Annotated in this window: 13 protein-coding genes and 1 tRNA gene; 9 read left to right on the top strand and 5 right to left on the bottom strand. The window is 66.7% G+C overall.

Going from position 1 to position 21,260, the window contains the following annotated elements; all coding sequences use genetic code 11:
• Positions 1-235 precede the first annotated feature (235 nt).
• Both CXR29_RS15210 and CXR29_RS15205 read left to right on the top strand, forming a co-directional pair.
• Positions 236-1,333 (top strand): MBL fold metallo-hydrolase, encoded by a 1,098-nt coding sequence (locus CXR29_RS15210; protein WP_127364996.1) that lies wholly within the window; start codon positions 236-238, stop codon positions 1,331-1,333.
• Positions 1,334-1,377: 44 nt separating this feature from the next.
• The gene (locus tag CXR29_RS15205; RefSeq protein ID WP_127364995.1) at positions 1,378-2,574 is read left to right on the top strand and encodes a C45 family autoproteolytic acyltransferase/hydrolase; all 1,197 of its coding nucleotides are present in this window, start codon (positions 1,378-1,380) and stop codon (positions 2,572-2,574) included.
• A 15-nt stretch (positions 2,575-2,589) separates the two neighbouring features.
• Here the strand turns inward: CXR29_RS15205 and CXR29_RS15200 are convergent, their stop codons facing one another.
• On the bottom strand, positions 2,590-3,606 hold the full coding sequence (locus CXR29_RS15200) for a hypothetical protein (RefSeq protein ID WP_127364994.1): 1,017 nt from the start codon (positions 3,604-3,606) through the stop codon (positions 2,590-2,592).
• A gap of 69 nt (positions 3,607-3,675) precedes the next feature.
• Positions 3,676-4,437 (bottom strand): TetR/AcrR family transcriptional regulator, encoded by a 762-nt coding sequence (locus CXR29_RS15195; RefSeq protein ID WP_240812127.1) that lies wholly within the window; start codon positions 4,435-4,437, stop codon positions 3,676-3,678.
• 102 nt (positions 4,438-4,539) lie between these two features.
• On the opposite strand from CXR29_RS15195, the gene CXR29_RS15190 reads away from it, so the two are divergent.
• Together CXR29_RS15190 and CXR29_RS15185 are read left to right on the top strand one after the other, a co-directional pair.
• On the top strand, positions 4,540-7,500 hold the full coding sequence (locus CXR29_RS15190) for an MMPL family transporter (RefSeq protein WP_127364993.1): 2,961 nt from the start codon (positions 4,540-4,542) through the stop codon (positions 7,498-7,500).
• A complete protein-coding gene (locus tag CXR29_RS15185; RefSeq protein WP_127364992.1) occupies positions 7,497-9,887 on the top strand; it encodes a YhgE/Pip domain-containing protein in 2,391 nt (796 codons plus the stop codon). The genes CXR29_RS15190 and CXR29_RS15185 overlap by 4 nt, the downstream gene beginning before the upstream one ends.
• A gap of 176 nt (positions 9,888-10,063) precedes the next feature.
• On the opposite strand, the gene CXR29_RS15180 is transcribed toward CXR29_RS15185, so the two are convergent.
• The gene (locus tag CXR29_RS15180) at positions 10,064-12,274 is read right to left on the bottom strand and encodes an FAD/NAD(P)-binding protein (protein WP_127364991.1); all 2,211 of its coding nucleotides are present in this window, start codon (positions 12,272-12,274) and stop codon (positions 10,064-10,066) included.
• The gene (locus CXR29_RS15175; RefSeq protein ID WP_127364990.1) at positions 12,271-14,175 is read right to left on the bottom strand and encodes an LCP family protein; all 1,905 of its coding nucleotides are present in this window, start codon (positions 14,173-14,175) and stop codon (positions 12,271-12,273) included. The genes CXR29_RS15180 and CXR29_RS15175 overlap by 4 nt, the downstream gene beginning before the upstream one ends.
• A 750-nt stretch (positions 14,176-14,925) precedes the next feature.
• Between CXR29_RS15175 and CXR29_RS15170 the strand changes: the two genes are divergently transcribed.
• From CXR29_RS15170 to CXR29_RS15155, 4 genes are all read left to right on the top strand, one after another.
• Positions 14,926-15,014 (top strand) — tRNA-Ser (locus CXR29_RS15170).
• Positions 15,015-15,299: 285 nt separating this feature from the next.
• A complete protein-coding gene (locus tag CXR29_RS15165; protein ID WP_101554528.1) occupies positions 15,300-15,920 on the top strand; it encodes a hypothetical protein in 621 nt (206 codons plus the stop codon).
• Positions 15,917-16,519 (top strand): OmpA family protein, encoded by a 603-nt coding sequence (locus CXR29_RS15160; protein ID WP_101554529.1) that lies wholly within the window; start codon positions 15,917-15,919, stop codon positions 16,517-16,519. Before CXR29_RS15165 ends, CXR29_RS15160 begins: the two co-directional genes overlap by 4 nt.
• 226 nt (positions 16,520-16,745) lie before the next feature.
• Positions 16,746-17,750, top strand: coding sequence for an Ldh family oxidoreductase (locus CXR29_RS15155; protein ID WP_127364989.1), 1,005 nt, complete (start codon positions 16,746-16,748; stop codon positions 17,748-17,750).
• 95 nt (positions 17,751-17,845) lie between these two features.
• Here the strand turns inward: CXR29_RS15155 and CXR29_RS15150 are convergent, their stop codons facing one another.
• Entirely contained in the window at positions 17,846-19,603 is a 1,758-nt protein-coding gene (locus CXR29_RS15150) for a PucR family transcriptional regulator (protein WP_127364988.1), read from the bottom strand.
• A gap of 113 nt (positions 19,604-19,716) precedes the next feature.
• Here CXR29_RS15150 and CXR29_RS15145 point away from each other — a divergent pair, with 113 nt between their 5' ends.
• Positions 19,717-21,201: a CoA-acylating methylmalonate-semialdehyde dehydrogenase gene (locus CXR29_RS15145; RefSeq protein WP_127364987.1), complete on the top strand. Its 1,485-nt coding sequence runs from the start codon at positions 19,717-19,719 to the stop codon at positions 21,199-21,201.
• The last annotated feature ends 59 nt before the right edge of the window (positions 21,202-21,260 follow it).

The raw sequence follows: 21,260 nt of genomic DNA, 5'->3' as shown, positions 1-21,260 counted from the left end.
GCGTCATGATCTTAACGCTCAAAGCACTGAAAGCGAAACCTTCGCCGAGGATTCGTCCGAGTATCCGTGCCCAAATGCAACGTTTTCGATGAAAAACGTCAAATCAGCGACGGTATCGGTAGTCCCGACAGGAACCGGCATGTCCGGTGATCGAACGAACTGTCAGTGCCGACGCGAAACAGAGTAGATTGCAGTCAACGGACAATGTGGCCCCCACGAGAGATGTGAGAGAAGTATGGCGATCGAAACGCTCAGTTCCCGGCAGTCGGCGGCATGGAAGGATCGCGTCCTGCCTCCGGTCGAAAAAGTCGCCGAAGGAGTCTGGGCCCTTCCGGTCCCGATCCCGAACAACCCACTTGTCTACACCTATTGCTATGCCATCGCCGACGGAACCGGCGTCGTCCTTATCGACCCGGGCTGGGACGGCAAGGACCAGTACCTGGCGCTCAACTCGGCGCTAAACGACCTCGGCTTCACGGTCGCCGACATCCATGGAATCGCGATCACCCACTATCACCGCGACCACATCGGGCTCGTGCCCGCACTGCTCGCGAAGAACCCCGAGGCCTGGGTCGCGATGCACGGCGAGGACCTGCGTGCAATCAAACGCTTCTACACCAATGCCGTCGACCTCGGTACCGGCATCGATCCCAACCTCAACATCGCCCGTGCCTACGGTGTGCCTGAGGGCCGCTGGGCCGAAGTCGAGAGCCTCCAGGCCGGATCGAGCAAGGGCGGGTCGAAGAAGGGCGGGTCGCAGAGCGACTCGATGGACCTGTACAGACAGGCGATGAGCCAGTTGCCCGAGAACATCCACGTCCTCGACGACGGCACCGAACTCCCGCTCGATGAGGGCCGCGTAACTGCTATGTGGACGCCGGGACACACTTACGGACACTCGGCATTCGTCCGCGACGAGGACAAACTGTTCTTCTCCGGCGACCACGTGCTGCCGACGATCACCCCGAACATCGGCCTCGATTCCGGCGCGATCACGCACAGCCTCGGCGACTACCTGCGCTCGTTGGAAAAGATCGGCCAGCTCGACGAGGACGTTGCGGTGCTGCCGGCCCACGGCTTCCGCTTCACCGGACTCCACGACCGCAAGGTCGAGCTCGTCGAACACCACCACGAGCGCCTCGGCGAGATCCGCGCCCGCATGGAGGCCACCGACGACCACAGCGTCTACTCGATCGCGGCGGGCCTGCATTGGGCCCGCGGCTTCGAGAGTCTGCACAACTTCAACCTCTTCGCCGCCCTTGCCGAAACCGCCGCGCACATGCATTATCTCGGTATCGACATCGGCGTCGGCTCGCTCGTCGGCAGAGACTGAGCCGGACTCGGTCGTCAGAAGAGGGACAGCAAGGAGGAACCAGCATGAGCACCGAATTCGTCCCCGCCGCCGAGGTGCGGCCCGTGACATTCGCCGTCCATGCGAGCGACCATGTCGAACGCGGTCACCGCCGCGGTGAGGAGCTGCGCACGGGAATCGCGTCCGCCCTGGACGCGTATCGGCGCTACTTCTCGCACCTGTCTATCACCGAGGCGGCCGTGGCGTCCGCGGCCGTGTCGAGTTGGCGACAGCTGCAGGATTGGTGGCCGACCGGCGCCGAGGAGGTCGAAGCCGTCGCCGCCGGGGCCTCAATCGCCGTCACCGAGCTCATGGAGATCATCGCCCGCACCGAGATCATGACCCTGGCGGCGGCCGCGCCGACAGAATGCTCGACCGTGAGCCACACCAGCCCGGGGGCATCCGTAGCCGCGCAGAACTGGGATTGGGCGGCGGACTTCTCCACCCTGTGGCACTTCAACGATGTCGGTTCAGTGCCCGGGCAGCACCGGCATGTGGGCATCGCCGAGTTCGGAATGCTCGGCAAGATCGGTCTCAACGAGGCCGGCGTCGGCGTCCTGCTCAACATCCTCAAGCACGCCGGCGACGAGGCCGGGGGAGTGCCCATCCACATGATCCTCGCGCGGGTCCTGGCCGAAGCGGACACCCTCACCGAGGCGCTCGAGATCATCGACTCGGCGCCGACGTCTTCGTCGTCGGTCATCACCGTCATCACCGCCGAAGCGGCCGTCCAGGTGGAGATCGCCGGCGAGCTCAAACGCGAACGGCGGGCGCGGTCGGCCCGCGGGGCCGACGGGGCGACGGGGGCGTCCGGGTTCCTCCTCCACACGAACCATTTCCTGCACCCGGATCTGCTCGACGGTGCGCTCGAGCTGCGCCCCGATTCGACCTCGCAGGAACGGTACCGTCACCTCGCCGAGGCGGTCGTGCGCTTCGAGGCCGAACGTGCGCTGGCGCGCGGCGGAGAGGCCCCGGCAGGCGGTGCCGCCTCGTCCGGTGACGTTGCAGAACCGGCGCCCGTCACGGTCGGAGACCTCACGAAACTGCTGACGACAGGACCGGGCGAAGCACCTGTGTGCTGCACTCCGGCACCCGGTGCCGCCTACGGGAATCGTTCGGCCACACTCGTGAGCGTGCGCATCGATCCCGCTCGCAAGCAGATCGACCTCGCCCCCGGGTCACCGGCCGACGGCCTGCACGGCAACCGCCGCTTCCAACTCTGAACCGGCGGCGGTCGCTCAGTCCTCGTCTGCCCCGTTCGCAGCCCCCGCGGAATCATCGGAACTCTCGGCCGCCTCGGCGGCTTCCTGCTCGCGCATCTCGATGACCGCGTCAAGGGCGGACGCGATCGCATCATCGTTCTCCAGTGCTGCCTGGATGAGCCGCCACGGCACGAGGTCGAGATTCTGATCGCCGATGACGAAGCGGATATACGGCTGCTTGCTGCGCGGATCATCGGCTTCGAGTTCGGCCCCGTAGCGCCACTGGCCGAAGGCGATGCGGCGCACCGTCTCACCGATGAAGCGCATGGCGCCGGCGGTGAAGGGGGTCTCGTCCTCGGCGATCATGTCGTCGGGGCCGTCGTAGCGGACCGCGACCTGCTTGCCCAGGCGTGCGAGGCTCTCTCGGTCGAAGCCCCACGAGCTCGGATCGGCCTGCTCCTGCGTCCAGGCCGCGATGCCCGGTTCGACGGTGCCGATGAAACGGGTGAGGAATTCGACCTCCTCCTCGCTCGAGTTCTCGGCATTGAGCACACCGAGGGAGAGCCCGGTGCACTTGCGGCGCGGTTGGCCGTCCCCGCCGAGGAGCTCCCGTGCCTTCTCCAGCACGGCGGTGAAGACTTCGGCGCTGCGCTGATCGACGGCGGCCAGCACGATGCCCACGAGCGGGATCGGTTCACCGGCGGCCGGGCCGTCGGCGTTGTCGGGGCGGATGAACGGCATCCCGTTGCCCGTCGACTCGTCGTGGTCCCAGACCCCGCCGATCGCCCGCAGATAAGTTTCGCCGAGGTAGCGGATGAGTCCTTCGAAGAAGCGGCGGTGCTCCGGCTTGAGGATCTCTTCGGTGGTCGGGAACTTCGAGAGCACGAAGAGTTCGAGCATCGGCAGAGATTTCGGCCCGAAGTCCTTCGGGAACTTCACGGTCTCCCCGTCCTCCTTCTCGAAGGTTTCGGGGAGGTCGGCGAGGACGAACGCGCCGAGGCGGACGTCCATATTGTTGATGAAAGCAGAGAATTCGCGCTGGAGTTCGTTCACGAGCACCACCTTAGTGCCTCTGGCCGGTTCGTCGAGCGCGTTCAGGCCTCGTGATAGGGGCAGACTCGTTCAGCCATCGCTGTCGGGACAGAAGTCGATGAGGTGCATGAGAACCTCGACGATGAGGCTCGGATCGATGTCGACGTGCTCGTCCATCGCCTTGCCAGCGGCTGCAGACAGAGCGATCCGGTCGAATACGGAGATGATGACGGTGAGGAAGTCGCCGATCGGCTGCTTCGTCGTCGCACCGGCCGCATCGAGGGCCGTGGTCACGAGGGCGGCCAACCGGTCGAGCTGAGTGGTGTTGAGCTCGACATAGCGCGCGTGGAGATGAGGCACCCGCAGGCAGTAGAGTTCGATCTCCTGCTCGGTGATCGTCTCGGCGACGGTCTGCCTCTTCTCATTGAAGACATCGTCGATGAACGTCGTCATCAGCGCCTTGATCTCCGGCACCTCGGCTGTGGTCATGAGCTGCTCGGACCACCGCCGGATCGTGGCGTCGAGGCGATCGAGGTTCTCCGAGGTGCGCATCTCGATGATCGCGAGCACCAGGTCGTCACGGCTGGAGAAATTCGAATAGAACGCTCCACGGGTCAACCCACCGGCTTCGCAGATCTCCTCGATCGAGGCGCCGTCGATGCCGCGCACGGCGAAGACCGAGATGCCGGCCTGAACGAGGGTGGAGCGGGTCTGGCGTCTGCGCGGGCTGAGTTCGTCTGTGTTCATCGTCATTTCGTTGCAGTGGGGTCGGCGATGGCCGAGGATGCAGTCTGCCGCACCGGCGTCGGAGCCGGCCGCAGGGGCGGGGCGGAGGGCGAGTTGACTGAGCATCTCATGAGAATCCTCGGTCGACCTGGGATCCATTTGCATGGAGGGTGGGTATTGCACAACAATACAATACTGTATCCAATACATTTTTGTATCGAGGTTTTCGTGTCAACTTTCCTCTACGCCCTGGGCCGTCGTGCGTATCGGACCCCGTGGCGATTCATCGCTGCGTGGCTGCTGATCTTCGTCCTCGTCGGTGCCGGAGTCGCCGCCTTCTCCAAGGACTTCGACAACGACTTCACGCTCCCGGGCTCGGAGGCGCAGACCGCTCTCGATTCGATGAAGTCGACGTTCCCCGAAGCCGCCGGTGTCTCCGCCTCGGTGATCGTCGTCGCCGATGACGGCGATTCGGTCGAGGACGCGAAGTACAAGGACGCGATCGAAGACGAGATCGACCGCATCGAGGAACTCCCGCACGTCGACACGGTGACCTCCCCGTACTCCGACCTCGTCGAGGGTGCCATCAGCAAGGACGAGACGGCGGCCATGATCTCCGTCCAATACGACGGCACCCAGCAGGACGTCGGCGAGGACGCCGGCGACAACCTCATCGACGCCCTCGATCCGCTGCGCGACGCCCTGCCCGGGGCGCAGGTCGAGGGCGGCGGCGAACTCTTCCAGATCACCGGTGTCGAGATCTCCTGGGTCGAAGGCATCGGCGTCGTCATCGCCTTCATCGTCCTCCTGCTCACCCTCGGCTCCTTCCGCGCCGCGGGGATGCCGCTGATCACCGCGCTCATCGGCGTCGGCATCTCCGTGCTCCTCATCGTCGGGGCCACCGCGTTCGCGACGATCAACTCCTCGTCGATCATGCTCGCGCTCATGCTCGGCCTGGCCGTGGGCATCGACTACGCACTCTTCATCGTCTCCCGCGCCCGCGACCTTCTCGCCGAAGGCCACGACCCCGTCGAGGCGGCCGGGCGCGCCGTCGCGACGGCCGGGTCCGCCGTCGTCTTCGCGGGCATGACCGTGATGATCGCGCTCCTCGGCCTGTCCCTGGCCGGAATCCCGTTCCTCACGATCATGGGAATCGGGGCCTCCGGCTCCGTCGCCGTGGCCGTGATGATCTCTCTGACGATGGTCCCCGCCCTGCTGGGACTCGTGAAATCCAAGATCACTCCGAAGCCGACGAAGCGCTACCGGAAGGCCTACGCCGCGGCCGCTGAGCGGGCGACGACGGGCACGACCGCCTCGGCGCAGGGATCATCGACCGTCACCGAGGCGGGCGACGGCTCCGTATCCACCTCCACGCACGTGACCGACCCCGCAGTGCGGGAGAGGATCGCCGACGAGGCGCGCGCCGAGGGCGGCGACCCGTACCCGCCGACGATCATGAACAAGTTCTTCGCCGGATGGCTCAAGGTCGTCACGAAGATCCCGCTGCTGACGATCGTCGTCATCGTCGGCGGGCTCGCGCTCTTCGCGATCCCCGCCACTCAGCTCCAGCTGTCCCTGCCCACCGCGGGCGACCAGGAGCAGGGCACCCCGGCGCGGGCGACCTACGACCTCATCGACGAACACTTCGGCCCCGGCTACAACGGGCCGCTGGTCATGACCAGCCAGATCGTGACCAGCGACGATCCGCTTGCAGACGTCGAGGAGATCGAGAAGCGCATCGAGAAGGTCGACGGCATCGAACAGGTCATCATGGCCACCCCGAACCGGGACGCGACCGTCGGACTCTTCCAGATCATTCCGACCACCGCCTCCGATGACCCGGCGACGCTGGACACGGTCGATCGGCTGCGGGACCTGAGCACGGAGATCGAGGACGACTACGGCTTCGACACCGCTGTCACCGGTGCCACCGCGATCCAGATCGACGTCTCCGACCAGCTCGGCAAGGCTCTCGTGCCGTTCGGCATCTTCGTCGTCGGCCTGTCCATCATCCTGCTCATGATGGTCTTCCGCTCCGTGGCGGTGCCGATCAAGGCCACCGGCGGGTTCCTCCTGTCCGTCTTCGCCTCCTTCGGCACGGTCGTCCTCGTCTTCCACGACGGACTCTTCGCCGCCCCCTTGGGCATCGACTCGACCGGACCGGTCATCAGCTTCCTGCCGATCATCGTCATGGGCATCCTCTTCGGCCTGGCCATGGACTACGAGGTGTTCCTCGTCTCCGGCATGCGGGAGGCCTACGTCCACGGCGCCTCGGCCAAGGACGCGATCAGAGCCGGCTTCGCCTCCTCCGCCCGAGTCGTCTCGGCCGCGGCGATCATCATGTTCTCCGTCTTCGCGGCCTTCGTGCCCGCCGGTGAACCGATCATCAAATCGATCGCGCTCGCCCTGGCGTCGGGCATCTTCGTCGACGCCTTCCTCGTGCGCATGTCGCTGGTGCCGGCCATCATGCAGCTGCTCGGCGACAGGGCCTGGTGGCTGCCGAAGTGGCTCGATCGGATCCTGCCGCGCCTCGACGTCGAAGGCGAAGGCCTTGCCCACGAGGTGGCCCTGCGCGACTGGCCGGAACCGAACTCCGACTACCGCGTCTACGGTCGCGGCATCGGCGTGTACTCCGGCGACCGCGGCTTCGCCCGCGTCGACATCTCCCTGCTGCCCGGCCAGATCCTCGTCGCCAGTGGTGCCGCCCGTCGGGCTCTCCTGCTGGCCGTGTCCGGTCGTGTCGGACTCACGGCTGGTGAGATGAAGATCGGCCAGCAGGTCCTGCCCGAGCACGCCGGACGGGTCCGTCGCCAGGTTCCCTACCTCGACCTCAGTCGGAGTGAAGCCGACCAGGCGATCAGTCCACGTGACATCTCTCGGATGGCCGCCTCGGCGCCGGATCTGCTCGTCATCGACGGAGCGGAGAAGCTCGCGACAGGAGCACGGGACTCGGCCGGACCGGCTCGGGACCTGCGCGACCTCCTGCCGCAGCTCGCCGCCGACGGCACGACGGTCATCCTCGGCATGCCCGACGCGGATGTGACCGGGATCTTCAGCCCCGAAACGAACTACTTCCACCTCGACCTCGACGAAGCTCGACCCGATGAGCGAGGCGGAACCGACAGCGAATCAGACGGCGAACACACCCACGCCGTCGACAGCACCAACATGGAAAGTGTGCAGTCGTGAGACTCGAACGTGCGAACTCGAAGAAGCCGGTGAACTGGCTCTCCCTCCTCGGCCTGGTCCTCATCCCGATCATCGTGGCGGCCGGATTCATCCTCGCCACGTGGAAGAGCGGCGATCGTCTCGAGACCATCGAAGCCGCCATCGTCAACAACGACGACGGAGCGAAGGTCGACGGCAAGACCGTGCCGATCGGGCGGCAGCTGACCAGCGGTCTGGTCGGTGAGGAGGAGAACAACATCCACTGGGTCATCACCGACGAGGAGGATGCGCAGAACGGGCTGTCCGACGGCAGGTACGCCGCGAAGCTGACGATCCCCGAAGGCTTCTCCCGCGCTGTGACCTCGGTCGACGATGCGAAGTCGGCGACGCAGACGCAGCTCGACGTCGACGTGTCCGGGACCGCTCCCGCGCTGGACACGCAGATCTCCCGATCCATCGCCGAGGTGGCCCGGACGACGTTCAACACGCAGATGACCGAAACTTACCTCGACAACATCTACCTCGGCTTCAACAAGATGGGCGAGCAGATGAAGGACCTCGGCGACGCCGCCGGGGAACTCGACAAGGGTGCCGAAGGGCTCAAGGAAGGCACCGGACAATCCGCCGAGGGTGCCGGTGAGCTGTCTGAGGGCATGCAGCAGCTCAGTGACAACGGCGGCGAGCTCAAGTCCGGAGCCACGGAGCTGTCGAAGGGCGCCGGCGACCTGTCCAAGGGCGCCTCTGAGATGTCCGGGGGCTTGAACGAGCTCGACAAGAAGACCTCGAAGCTGCCCGAGAGCACGCAGAAGCTGGCCGACGGTTCCGGTGAGCTCTCCGACGGTGTCGACGAGTACACGAAGTCCATCGACGAGATCATCAAGGGCTTCGCCGGATCCGGTGACTCCGGTGAGGGCGACCTCGGTGACATCACCAAGGGCGGCAAGGAGCTCGAAAAGGGCGCCGAGGGTGTGTCGAAGGGTGCCTCCGGTCTCTCCGACGGACTGCACCAGTACCGTGACGGACTGAAAGACGGTGCCGACAAGGCCGATCAGCTGGCCGGGACGAAGCCGGACCTCGACGGGCTCGTGGCCGCCGGCATCATGACCGAAGGCGAGGCCGAGCAGGCACGGGCTCAGATGTGCCCGACCGGCACTCCCGACCAGGTCTGCCAGGGCATCGAACAGGCCTATGCGCAGGGGCTGCTGAACGGCACGTCGGGTGGGCTGAACAAGGCCGTCGACGGGCTCGAACAGGAGCAGGACGGGTCATCCCTCCTCGGCGGGTCCGATGAGCTGGCCGACGGCGCATCGGAACTCTCCGACGGGGTGACCAAGTTCGTCAAGGGACTCGAGGACGGCCTCGGTGACCTGACGAAGGGCATGGAGGACATCTCGAAGAACGCTCCGAAGCTGCTCGAGGCCTCGCAGGGTCTGCGCGACGGAGCCGCCGGGGTCGCCGACGGAAACCAGCAGCTCGCCGACGGAATGCCGGCCCTGTCCAAGGGCATCGGCAAGGTCGCCGACGGTTCCTCGGAGCTCTCCGACGGTGCCGGTCAGCTCAGCGATGGGCTGAGCGAATACAGCACCGGCGTCGGCAAATACACCGACGGCGTCTCCGAAGCCGCGACCGGCACCTCAGAGCTGGCCGCCGGCCTCGACGAACTCGATGAGGGCACGGGCAAGTACGCGAAGGGCGTGAGCAAGTTCGCCGACGGCGTCAAGGACGGTGCCGACGAAGTGCCGTCCTACACGGCTCCGGAGCGTGACCGCTTGGCCAAGGTCGCCTCGGCGAATATCGAATCCCCCGACACGGACAGTGTGACGAATGTGCTGGCGGGATCGACGATCGCCCTGCTCATCATGCTTGCCCTGTGGATCGGCGGACTCGTCACCTACACGGTGCTCAAACCGATCCCGGCGTGGGCACTGCTGTCGACGAAGTCTTCGCTGGCCGTGTGGGCGCGCGGACTGCTGCCCGGCCTCGTCGTCGGCGTGCTGCAGGCGCTCGTGCTCTCGTTCCTCGCGGTCACCGTGATGGACATCGACGCGATCCAAGGCTTCGACATCGCAGTGCTCACGTTCGTCTCGGCGATCGTGTTCATGATCCTGAACTTCGCTCTTGTGGCGTGGTTCGGAGGAGTGGGCAGGTTCCTCTCGGTCATCGCCGTGGTGCTGGCCGTGGCCGGGCGGACGATCGGGGCGGTGCCGCAGTTCTTCGACTTCGTGGCGCCGATCCTGCCGCTGACCCCGTCGATGAACGGCTTCGCTGCGATCGCCGCGGGCACCAGCGGGCAGGCTGCCGCATACGGCGGACTGCTGGCCTGGGCGGTCATCGGCATCGTGATGTCGCTGCTGGCCATCGTCCGCGCACGGACCACGAAGCCCGAAGCCGCCCTCGAAATGGCGTAGCCGCGCTTCGTGGCCGCGGCGCCACGTGTCCGACCCGGCGCCACGCATCACGGCGCCTCTGCGAATAGCCCAGTCTGAGTTGAATAGCCCATGTTTGAAACAGGGCTATTCAACTCAGACTGGGCTGTTCGCGTTCGGTGGTCGGTGTCTGGAGCGCGGCGAAGACGTGCCGGGCTTCAGAGGAGGTCGAGGATCGCCTCGGCGGCGGCGTGCGAGTCGTTGAGCGTGGCCGCGTTCGTGCCCGGATTCGCGGCGATCGCCAGCCCCCACTGCTTCGACGACAGCTGGATCGACAGCGCGAATCGGCGCGGGTGGACGTTGCCTTCGACGTCGATCGTGCGATAGGGCCGAGGAGTGAGGGCGAGCCCGTTGAGGAACTTCTCCCGACCGTCGTCCAAGGTCAGGCGGGCCGGGGTGAGCTGGCCGCGCTCAAGCATTCCGTACAGCAGGACATCGGCGGCACGCGAGACGGAGTTCGTCGGTGAGGCGGCATCGATGACGACGCTGCCCGTGATCGCTCCGGCGGCCTGCGCCGAGGTGACCGTGAAGATCTCCGGCCGCGGTCGCTGCGCCTCAGCTGGGGACCCGAGCGCATCCCGGTTTTCTTCGATGCGCATATCGGGGCCGATGAAGGACACGATCCCCGCCTCGGCGAGGGCGATGAGTTCGGCGATCCGCTGCGGGGGAGGACCATCGCAGATGCCGGAGACGAAGCCCTCGAACCAGCCGAGGATCTCCATGTCGATGCTCACGCGGTCGATGTGACCGGCGACGATGAGGTCCTTGAGCAGCAGTCGGGACTGCCACAGCACGGTGAACAGCGCCTTCTCCGGGCTGCCGGTGGGACCGGCCAGGGAGCTGCGTAGGTCGGTGCGCAGGAAGTCGAGCATCCACTCGTGCAGGGACCCGGGCTCACCGGGTTCACGGCTGGTGAAGAGCTCACCTTCGAGCGGGTTGAGCAGGGTGTGCAGGGACATGCGGTCGGCGGGATCGGGCACGAGCACCTCTTCGATCTCCGACCAGGCGAAGGCCTCGCGGGTGACGCGGCCGTGGCGGGAGGCCTCCTCGGTGGTCGTGGCACTGGCCGATCGTGAAACGCTGGTCGAAGTGCCTGTCGCGTCGACTGTCCCTGTCGCGCCGGCTCCGTCCCCGGCACGAGCGGTCGCGGCAGCCCCGGCCTCGGCAACACCGGCATCGCCCGCCTGCTGCGGGTGGGTCTCCTGCCAGGTGCGGCGGGTCAGGTGGCGCGAGACCGCCTCGCCGATGGCCTCGCGCAGCTGGCCGGGATCATCGGTGAACGCTTCGGGGCGGACCTGGGAGAGCGTGTGATAGTAGGCCAGGCGCAGGTCGGCGAGGATGAGCGGCCACAGCTGATCATTGAACCGGGCGCCGGCCTTGCGCTCCCCGTCGAGGTTCTCGAGGCCGGCCAGCAGTGCGATGTTGTCCTTCGTGAAGTACCGCAGCGGCCAATCCCGCCGCGGATGTTCGCGGCAGATCGGTTTGCTGCGATACGGGATTCCGCGTCGTGATCCCAGCGCCAGGCGCGGTTCGTCGCCGCTGGGCACATAGCGCAGCCGACCGCCGGATTCGGGTTCGAAACGGCCTCCGCGTTCATGAGTGAACAGGGTCTGCAAGTCGAAGTAGTTGAGCCCCATGCCGCGGACGATGACCCGCTCACCGGGGGCCACCTCGGTGACGGGGGTTTCCGCGGGCAGGCCCTGCGGCAGGTAGAGCCCGCCGCCCATCTCGGCGAACGCGGCGAGCCGGGCGCGCTCCTCCGGCTGGGCGCTGGGAATGTGACCGACGGCGAGCACGACGGCGCCGGCGACGATCGTCGTGCCGTTCTGGCAGCGCACGAGCTGCTCGGGGACGGTGGCCCGTGACCCTTGCGAAGCCGGATCGGGGAGATCCATGGTGGGCAGGTCGATGACGGATTCGGCCTTCGTCGGGTGCTCGACGATCTCGACGAAGGCCGGTGCGCTCGCGCGGATGCGCTTATACGCATCGCGGAGGTAGCGGCCGTAGAGGCTGCGGCTGGGGAAGGTCGAGTGCAGCGGTTCGGTGCCGCCGTTGTCCAGGTACCACTCGGCCATGGACGGCCCGGCCGGTGCGTCGTCCGGGCCGACGAAGCTGCAGCTGGAGTCGGGGAAGACGGTCTGCTCGGCGATGGTGGTATTCATCAGCAGAGACTCGGGCTGGTCGGTGCGCCACACGATTCCCGCTCCGGGCGGATAAGGGTCGATGAGGTGGATGCTCAGCGCGGTCCCGGTGGTGCCGGCGAAGCGCTTCGCCGCCAGCGCCACGAGCCTCTCGAGAACCGTGAGACCCCGCGGTCCGACACCGATGATCGCGACCGCGGGGACGGGAGACTGTCGGTCCTGACTCACCCCTGCTCGCCGGTTCCGCCGTTGGGTCCGGGGTAGCCGGGGAAGTCGTCACCGGGCTCGTAGCCCTTCGGGTAGCACTTGCCTTCGGCGTTGGGCTCACCCGGTGTCGTCGTTTCGGTGGCGTCCGCCTCGGCGCCGGCCTCATCCGTGGATCCATCCGCGGAATCGGCCGGTTCCTCGGTGGCGGTGTCTTCCGAACCGTTCTCGGTCGAGTCCGCACTGTCTCCCGACTCCTGGGACGTGCTGCCGTCGTTCGTCGGCTGCGGGGTCTCCTCGCCGTCGGATGCACCCTTGACCTCGCCGAGGATCCACTTGTGGAGGACGTCGAAGTCGGGGTTGTAAGTGGGGGTGACGTCGTTGTTGATCTGCACCGAGGTGACATCGCCCTTCTGCATCATGAGGGCGAGTTCGATGAAGGCAGGAATCTCGTTCTGCGGGATCGACGTGGCGATGTTCCGCGTCGCCGAGTTCGCGAGCTTCGGATAGGCCGCGGCGATCTCCTGCGGGTCGACCTGCTCGAGCGTGGTCTTGAGCATCCGCTGCTGACGGCACATGCGGTCGTAGTTGTCGCTGCCTTCGCGGGAGCGGACGTACCAGAGCGCGTCCTTGCCCTTGAGTGTCTGCGGGCCCGGATCGACCCACCCGTAGACCTCGTTCTTCACCCCGGACAGTGACTTTCCGCCGCCCATCGGAATGGGACGTTCGACGTCGATCTGCACTCCGCCGATGGCGTCGACGACGTCTTCGAATCCGGCCATGTCGACCGATGCCCAATAGTCGAGGTTGAGGCCCAAGGAGCCTTCGACGGCCTGCATCGTCGTCCACATGCCCGGTTCGAGCCCGTGCGCATTGCCGATCTGGTCGGGATTCTGCTCACCCCACTGCCACACGGCGTTGATGAGGTCCTCGGACGAGTCGCCGGAGGGTCGGAATCCATCCGGCCAGGCCTTTTCGAGTTCGCTGCCTTCGGGGAAGATCGGGAACGCGAGATTGCGGGGCACGGAGATGAGCGCGGCATGGCCGGTCTTCGTGTCGATGGAGGCCACGAGCATCGTATCGGGACGTGTGCCCTCGCGGTCCTCGCCGTTGTCACGGCCCATGAGGAAGACGTTGATGTAGGGCTTGTCCGCCCAGAGGTCTTCGGCGCTGTGGGCCTTACCGGTGCTGTCGCCGAAGAGGCTGGCCACCGTGTCGGACTGGACGCGGGCGAAGACGGAGCCGACGCCCAGCGGGATGCCGATGATGAGCGCCAGGGAGACGACGAGGACGCCGGCCAGCTTGTTCTGCCAGGGCCGGTATCGGTGTCCGCGGCGCAGCCCGAGGTGGGACACGACCATCACGAGGATCCAGATCACGGCCACGAGCACTGCGGCGATGGCGAGGAAGTTCAGCAGCGAGGGGCTGGCGATGATCGTGGCGATCGCGCGGACGGGGCCCTTGACCAGCAGGTAGACCACCCCGACGAGCAGAGTGAGGACGAAGAGTCCGAACACGATGAGTCCGGCGGGCCGGAAGCGGGTGCGCAGCAGTCCGACTCCGGGCAGGAGGGTGCTCAGCGACGTCCAGCCGACGAGGCTGGGAAACGTCTCGCCGAGGCGGGAGGAATGGCGGCGGACCCGTCCCGGTCCGTGGCCGGTCGGTTTCTCGTCGCGGGATTCGGCTGCGTGTCGTTCACGGGCATCGCGGCGCGTCGTCGGAGCGGAGTCAGTGTCGGTGTCCGTGCGGTCGAATTCCCGGGGATCCCCCGCCGAGGCGGCCGATTCGTCCTGTGCGAATGTGCGTGGGGCATCGTGGACCGAACCATGCGGTGAGCCGGTGGTCGGATCGTCCTGGGTGTTCGAGCTTGCTGCTGCGGCCACCCCGGCCGCTGACGCTCCGCTGGCGGCGGCTGCGCGCAGCATGCGGGCTTCGCGCCGCGTGCGCGGAGCGACCGGGCGCGGAGGCGGAGCATGCGGGGAGCGGGACGATGATCCTGCGTCACGGTTGCTGTCGCCGAGCCGGTTGTCCGACGGATCGCCGGATGAGCGGGAGCTTGTGCGGAACGAATAGTCGGATCGTGGATCGGTTGACCGATCGGAGTTCTGGTCCGCGGGCCGAGGCTGCGACGGCCGAGAATTCTGCTGCGGCGAATTCGACTGCGGCGTCGAGTCGCTCTCACTGGCGGCGGTGTCGCCGCGGAACCTGGGGCGAGAGGAGGCGCGGAGCCGACGACCTGTTGTCTGGGAATCGGGGTCGTTCCCCTGCGGTCCGCGCTTGTCAGGGGGAAACTCTGGCAAGTTGTCTACTCCTCAAAAACTGTTTTCTCGTGCAGTACGGCCCGCTCGCCGTTCTCGTTTCCGGCGCAGGGCACACCGCGGCCATCGGTATTCCGACCGGTGTCGCTGCGAGGATCCGAGACCAGACCGCAAAGCACATCACGCCGATTTTACGCCTGGACATTGATGAATGCTGGAATTCCGGTGTGGGGGAGCGGTGCAGAGGGGGCGTTCGGCCCGGATTCGTGCCCGTCACGGCTGGACACGACTATGACGAAGCCCACTCTCGGAAGCCGCGCTTTGCCCTGGATGGCTCCTTTCCCTTAGGCTGTATCCCGTAGTGCTGGAGGGTCTGTCGCCGGGCATTTCGCCGGAGCGGATCGCCGCATTGCAGATGGAGTCGTGGCTGAGCGGCCGAAAGCGTCACCCTGCTAAGGTGAAGTCCTCCAATAGGGGGACCGTGGGTTCAAATCCCACCGGCTCCGCAGAACGGGAAACCTCCGCGTACCGCTGGAACAAGCGGATCGCGGGGGTTTTCTGATCCCGCCATTTCCACTCATGAGCGGCTTCAAAATGCATGTGTGGTGATCTGGATCAGGGCGCATAAATTTTGAAGCCGCGAGTGCCGAGAACTGTGTTCGTCTCGACTTATGTTCGATGTAGTGAAAGTTCACCTGTTCGGGGTACGGTGATCGGCGTCCGCCCCGCGCCACCGGAGCTCACCAGCAGAGATGCTGCTCCGGCGACTACTGAGGAGAACTCCCATCGCTATGCCCCTGATCCGCAGGGCAGCTCTGTCCGCTGCCGCCGCCGCTCTGGCGCTGACCCTGACCGCCTGCACATCCGGAGACGATGCAGAGGACCCGAACCCCGAGGGCACTGAGACCCAAGGAGCCGGCCAGGAGTCCGGCGAGGCCGCAGGATCGACCGAAGACACCGGATCCGCCGAGGCGGCCGGCCTCGATCCGAATGATCTTCCCGATCCCGTCGCCTCCCAGGAGATCCCCGCGACTGTCGAGGGCGATGACACGGCCACGATGACTGTCGCGCTGTTCCCGCTGAAGCGTCAGGGCGAAACTGTCGTGGCGCAGTTCGCGTTCACCGTGAACTCGGACAAGGCAGACGAGGATGATGACGGCGACGATCTCTATGGCTACCTCGGCGATGCAAGTTGGACTCCGTTCCTCGTCGACTCGCAGAATCTGCGCAAGCACCATGTGCTCAAGTACACCGTCGATCGAGCGCAGACCGGGTATCAGAGTACGACGTTCAAACCCGGCCAGACCCACTACGCATTCGCTGTCTTCGCGGCCCCGCCGCCGGATGTGAACGAGGTCGAGGTCTCCGTCGTCGACGGAATGAACCTCGTCACCGGAGTGACGATCTCGTGAGGTCCGCAGTCTCCGGTCCTGCAGCGGTGATCCTTGCTGCCGGCATTGTCATCGCCGGCCCACCCGCATTCGCGTTCGCAGACTCCGTGACTCCGCAGGACATCGCCGACCGAGATGCCCCGACGCCGGATGACTTCACCGATCCCGACCAGTCGCAGATCGACGAGAGCATCGTCGAACTCGAACCGGGGATCCATGACCTGGAGAAGGGAATCGAAGACGTCGAAACGACGAAGGCCAGCGGCGGCGACACCGTGGTCACGCTCGACACAGACATCCTCTTCGACTTCGACTCGTCCGAACTGAGCGACGCCGCGATGAAGAAGATCAAAGACCTCGTCACGGACCTGCCGACCGACTCCGAGATCACTGTCGGCGGGCATACGGACTCCAATGGCGACGACGACTACAACAAGAAGCTCTCCGAAGACCGCGCGAAGGCCGTCGCCGAGGTGCTCACCTCCGAGAACTCGGACCTCGACGTGACTGCGAAGGGATTCGGCGAGTCCGACCCCGTTGCGTCGAATGAGAAGGGCGGCAAGGACGACCCCGAAGGTCGGGCGAAGAACCGCCGCGTCGAAATCCGCTACGAAGACTGAGCCCGTCCCCAGCCCGACGATCCGTTCCCTGCTGGCTCCACCGTCGGTGACACCCGGGAGCGGCGGCACGAGCGCTGCTGTACCCGCAGATGAGAACTGAGAACCCGCAGACGAGAACGGAGGAACGGTCAAGGAACTGCAGGGCCGATGACTGATCGAACGGTAGTCTGCTGGGTAAGGGCCGTGGTCGACGCCGACACGATCGGCCGCAGAGGAGGAGCGCACAATGACGAACGAACCCGACCGAATCTCTTTCGATGACCTTGTGTCTGCCATCCAAGCGAAGCTCGTGGCCGCCGGCGCTTCGCCTTCGGTGGCCGAAGTGCTCGCGACCAACTGCGCCACCTGCGAACGCGACGGCACTCTCAGCCACGGAGTCTTCCGGGTTGCCGGCTACCTCGATTCGCTGACCCGCGGCTGGGCGGACGGGGCCGCGGAGCCGAACATCGACGTCGTCGGTCCCTCCTATATCCGCATCGACGGACGCAACGGCTTCGCCCAACCCGCACTCGCCGAGGCGCGCCCGACGATCGACGAGGCGCTTGCCGAGTCCGGCGTCGCCGTCATCGCCCTGCGCAGCACTCACCACTTCAGTGCTCTGTGGCCCGACCTCGAGTCCTTTGCCCGCGAGGGTCGGGTGGCGATGGGCATGATCGCCAGCGGCAAGCTCGCCGTCGTTCCCGAAGGGGCCACGCGCCCGGTCTTCAGCACCAACCCGTTCGGCTTCGCCACTCCCGTGGCTGGTGCGGACCCGATCGTATTCGACTTCTCCACGTCGTCGATGTCCCACGGGGACCTGCAGCTGCTGCGGGCCGAGGGCCGAGACGTTCCGGTCGGGACCGGGGTCGACTCGACCGGCGCGGACGCCACGGATCCCAACGCCATCCTCGACGGCGGCGGAATCCGGCCCATCGGCGGGCATAAGGGCGCGCTGCTGTCGTTCATGATCGAGACGCTGGCGGCCGGGCTGACCGGCGGTGCCTTCACCTACGAGATCGACGCCGAAGCCCCCGAAGGCGCCCACACCTTCCGCACCGGTCAGCTCTTCATCGTCATCGACCCCGAGCGCGGCGGCAACGACGCCTACCTGGGCCGAGTCCGCGAATTCGTCGAAATGCTCCGCGACGCGGGCATGGACCGTCAGCCCGGCGATCGTCGCTATGCCAACCGCGCCGAGGCGGCCGACCGAGGAATCCCCGTCACGGACACGATCCGCTCCCTGTTCGAATGACTCACCGGCCGGGCCACCGGAGCCACCGCTGGCTCACCGACCGGGCCACCGCGGGCTCACCGACCCGGCCACCGCGGGCTCACCGGCACCGCCCCTCAGCCGTGCATCCGCCACCACAGCAGCGCCACATGCAGTGCCGTGCGCGACTCCGCATCATCGAGCGAGACGCCGAGGCGGTTCTGCAGCTTCGTCATTCGTGCGTAGAGCGCGGGTCGGGACAGATACCCGGCCCGCGCCATCGCCGAGATGTTCCCGCCGTGGGCGAGGTGGAGCTCGAGGAAGTCGAGCAGACTCTCATCGGCAGGGGAGCGACGGTTCGCATCACTGCTGCTTTCTGCTGCGCTCGGGGAGCGGCCGGCGCCATCGCCGAGCAGGGGGCCGAGCTCGCCCTCGGCGAAGGCCCGCATTCGAGAGTCATCGGCGAAGAGGGAGAGCAAGCCGCGGAGCCGGACGTCGGAGGAGCGGTAGAACGAGCGCTCGCGCACGTCGAGCGTCGCTGCCACCTCGGCGACCTGCGATGCGGAGTCGAGCCCGGCGACCGCACCGCACAGTGATGCGCTGCCGCGCCCGACGCCGACCACCCAGCTGGCCGCATACTCCTCAACCTCGTTCAGAAGACCGGCGAGGAGCTGCTCGGCATCCGAGCCGCCAGACGTCCCCTGTCGACCCGACATCTCTGTTCCGCCCGACCGGCGCGAACGACGTCCGCCCGATCCGGTTCTGCTGCCGGCCGCAGCGAGGACGAACCCGAAGACTCCCGACTGCAGGCTCGTCACCAGACAGGCCGAGCCCACACGCGCCGCGGCGGCGACGACCTCCTGGGTCAGCCCGCGCTCCTGCAGCTGAACGCGCGTCGGATCGGTGTCGGTATCCCGGTCGAGGCGGACGACGACGGGAAGGAACTGCGTCCCGGGCGCCGGAGAGAACCCCAGTGACCGAGCGCGCTCGAGGGCCGCACGGTCGTCGAGACCGTCGGAATCCGAGATCTCCCTGATCAGACCGCTCTGCGCCTGCAGCAGCAGATCCTGTTCGTCCCGATCGGCCATGCGGGTCAGCGTCAGCGCCTCTCCGGCCCGTTCGATGACCTGCTCGAGGGCTGCTCTCGACTCGGCCGGGCGGGGCACGACGAGCCGCCCCCACCGGCGTGCCCGCATCCCGACCGGCGTCTGCCGCCAATCCGCCGCGGCCTCCACCCCGGGCTCGGTGCTCGCCCCGGTGACGAGGCCCGCCCACTTCTGTGCCAGTGTCGCCGACCCTCGCCCCGCATGGGCGAGCACCCGGTGCGCGACGTCCTCGAGGATCACCGGAGTCCCCAGCAGCTCGGCCGTGCGGTCGACGATCGTCTGCGCCCCGGCCCGATACAGGCTCAGCTGGGTGTACGTCTCGTGGATCTCGCGGGCATGTTCGAGCTGGGAGATCTGCTGTGCGAGGAGACGTCGATGGGCAAACTCCGTGATCTTCACGAACTTGACCCGGTGCGGGAGCACCACGACGGGCAGATCCCTCGCCGAGGCGGCCTCCCGCACGATCATGCCCGCCGCCTCGTCGAAGGCCGAGCCCTCGTCGACGAGTTCGATGATCGTGCCCGCCGCTGCCGCCCGCTCGAGCTGGTCGAGGAACTCGGTCACCGCCTCGGGGCGGTGGCGAAAGGCCGTGGCCGTGGTGAGCACGAGCTCCCCACCTTCGAGGAACCGTTCGACATATTCGGAATCGGCGATGTGGACCCAGCGGATCGCCCGATCGAGACGTGCGTCGCCGGCGATCACCGCAGGCTCCGCAGCCCTGATCTCCTCGAATTCGAGCAGACCGGCGATGCTCAGAGACGGCCCACCCGAATCCTTCGCAATATCCACTGACACAGTGTAAAGCCTGAGCAGAATATTCTGACACTCTGACGCTGTTGGGATCGGCGGTGCCGACCGAGGATGGACTCAACCGACGTACCGACGACGCAGAAGGACACCACATGGCAACGCTGACCCATTGGATCAACGGACAGACCGTCACCGCGGACACGGACACCCGCCTCGGCGACATCACGAACCCTGCCACCGGAGTCGTCAGTGGCCAGGTGGCACTGGGCTCGAAGGCGACCGTGGAATCGGCGATCGCCGCGGCCTCGGCCGCCTTCCCCGCCTGGCGCGACACATCCCTGGCCAAGCGGACCGCTGTCCTCTTCAACTTCCGCGAGCTGCTCAATGCGCGCAAGCAGGAGCTGGCCGAGATCATCACCGCCGAACACGGCAAGGTCGTCTCCGACGCCCTCGGCGAGGTCGCCCGCGGTCAGGAGGTCGTCGAATTCGCCTGCGGCATCGCCGGCCACCTGCGCGGCGGTCACACGGAGAACGCTTCGACGAACATCGACGTCCACTCCCTGCGCCAGCCGATCGGCGTCTCCGCGATCATCTCGCCCTTCAACTTCCCGGCCATGGTCCCGATGTGGTTCTTCCCCGTCGCGATCGCGACCGGCAACACCGTCGTGCTCAAGCCCTCCGAGAAGGACCCGACGGCCGCGAACTGGCTCGCCGAGCTGTGGAAGGAAGCGGGCCTGCCCGACGGCGTGTTCAACGTCGTCCACGGCGACAAGGAAGCCGTCGACACGATCCTGGGCAGCCCCGACGTCGCCTCGGTGTCCTTCGTCGGGTCGACCCCGATCGCAAAATACGTCTACGAGAACGGCACGGCCGCCGGCAAACGCGTCCAGGCGCTCGGCGGAGCGAAGAACCACATGCTCGTCCTGCCCGATGCAGACCTCGACCTCGCCGCCGACGCCGCCGTCAACGCCGGCTACGGGGCAGCCGGTGAGCGCTGCATGGCGATCTCCGTGGTCGTCGCCGTCGACTCCATCGCCGATGAGCTCGTGGCGAAGATCGCCGAGCGCACCACGACCCTGCGCGTGGGCGACGGGGCGACCGAGCCGGACATGGGACCGCTCGTCACCGCGGCCCACCGCGATAAGGTCGCCGGCTACATCGATGCCGGCGCGGAGGCGGGGGCAACGGTCGTCCTCGACGGTCGGGAGAACGCCCCGGCCGAGGGGTTCTTCCTCAACCCGACTCTGTTCGACGACGTCACCCCGGACATGTCGATCTATCGCGATGAGATCTTCGGCCCCGTACTCTGCGTCGTCCGCGTCCCCGGCTACGACGAGGGCCTCGACCTCATCAACGCCAACCCGTACGGCAACGGCACCGCGATCTTCACCAACGACGGGGGAGCGGCCCGCCGATACGAGAACGAAGTCGAGGTCGGCATGGTCGGCATCAACGTCCCGATCCCCGTGCCCGTGGGCTACTACTCCTTCGGCGGGTGGAAGAACTCGCTGTTCGGCGACACCCACGCCTACGGCGACGAAGGCGTCCACTTCTTCACCCGCGGAAAAGTCGTGACCTCACGCTGGCTCGACCCCAGCCACGGCGGACTCAACCTCGGGTTCCCGACCAACGACTGAACAGACCACCATGGACGTCCGCCCCGATCACGGGGCGGGCGTTCACGCAACGATGCACC

The sequence above is a fragment of the Brevibacterium linens genome, assembly GCF_003999335.1.
Lineage (GTDB): Bacteria > Actinomycetota > Actinomycetes > Actinomycetales > Brevibacteriaceae > Brevibacterium > Brevibacterium linens.
The sequence above is the reverse complement of the archived record's forward strand: the minus strand, read 5'-3'. Positions and strand labels throughout refer to the sequence as shown.

Coding starts and splice junctions, on each gene's coding strand:
- CXR29_RS15210 (WP_127364996.1), top strand. CDS start 236: ATGGCGATCGAAACGCTCAGTTCCCGGCAGTCGGCGGCATGGAAGGAT.
- CXR29_RS15205 (WP_127364995.1), top strand. CDS start 1,378: ATGAGCACCGAATTCGTCCCCGCCGCCGAGGTGCGGCCCGTGACATTC.
- CXR29_RS15195 (WP_240812127.1), bottom strand. CDS start 4,437: ATGCTCAGTCAACTCGCCCTCCGCCCCGCCCCTGCGGCCGGCTCCGAC.
- CXR29_RS15175 (WP_127364990.1), bottom strand. CDS start 14,175: ATGCTGCGCGCAGCCGCCGCCAGCGGAGCGTCAGCGGCCGGGGTGGCC.
- CXR29_RS15165 (WP_101554528.1), top strand. CDS start 15,300: ATGCCCCTGATCCGCAGGGCAGCTCTGTCCGCTGCCGCCGCCGCTCTG.
- CXR29_RS15155 (WP_127364989.1), top strand. CDS start 16,746: ATGACGAACGAACCCGACCGAATCTCTTTCGATGACCTTGTGTCTGCC.
- CXR29_RS15145 (WP_127364987.1), top strand. CDS start 19,717: ATGGCAACGCTGACCCATTGGATCAACGGACAGACCGTCACCGCGGAC.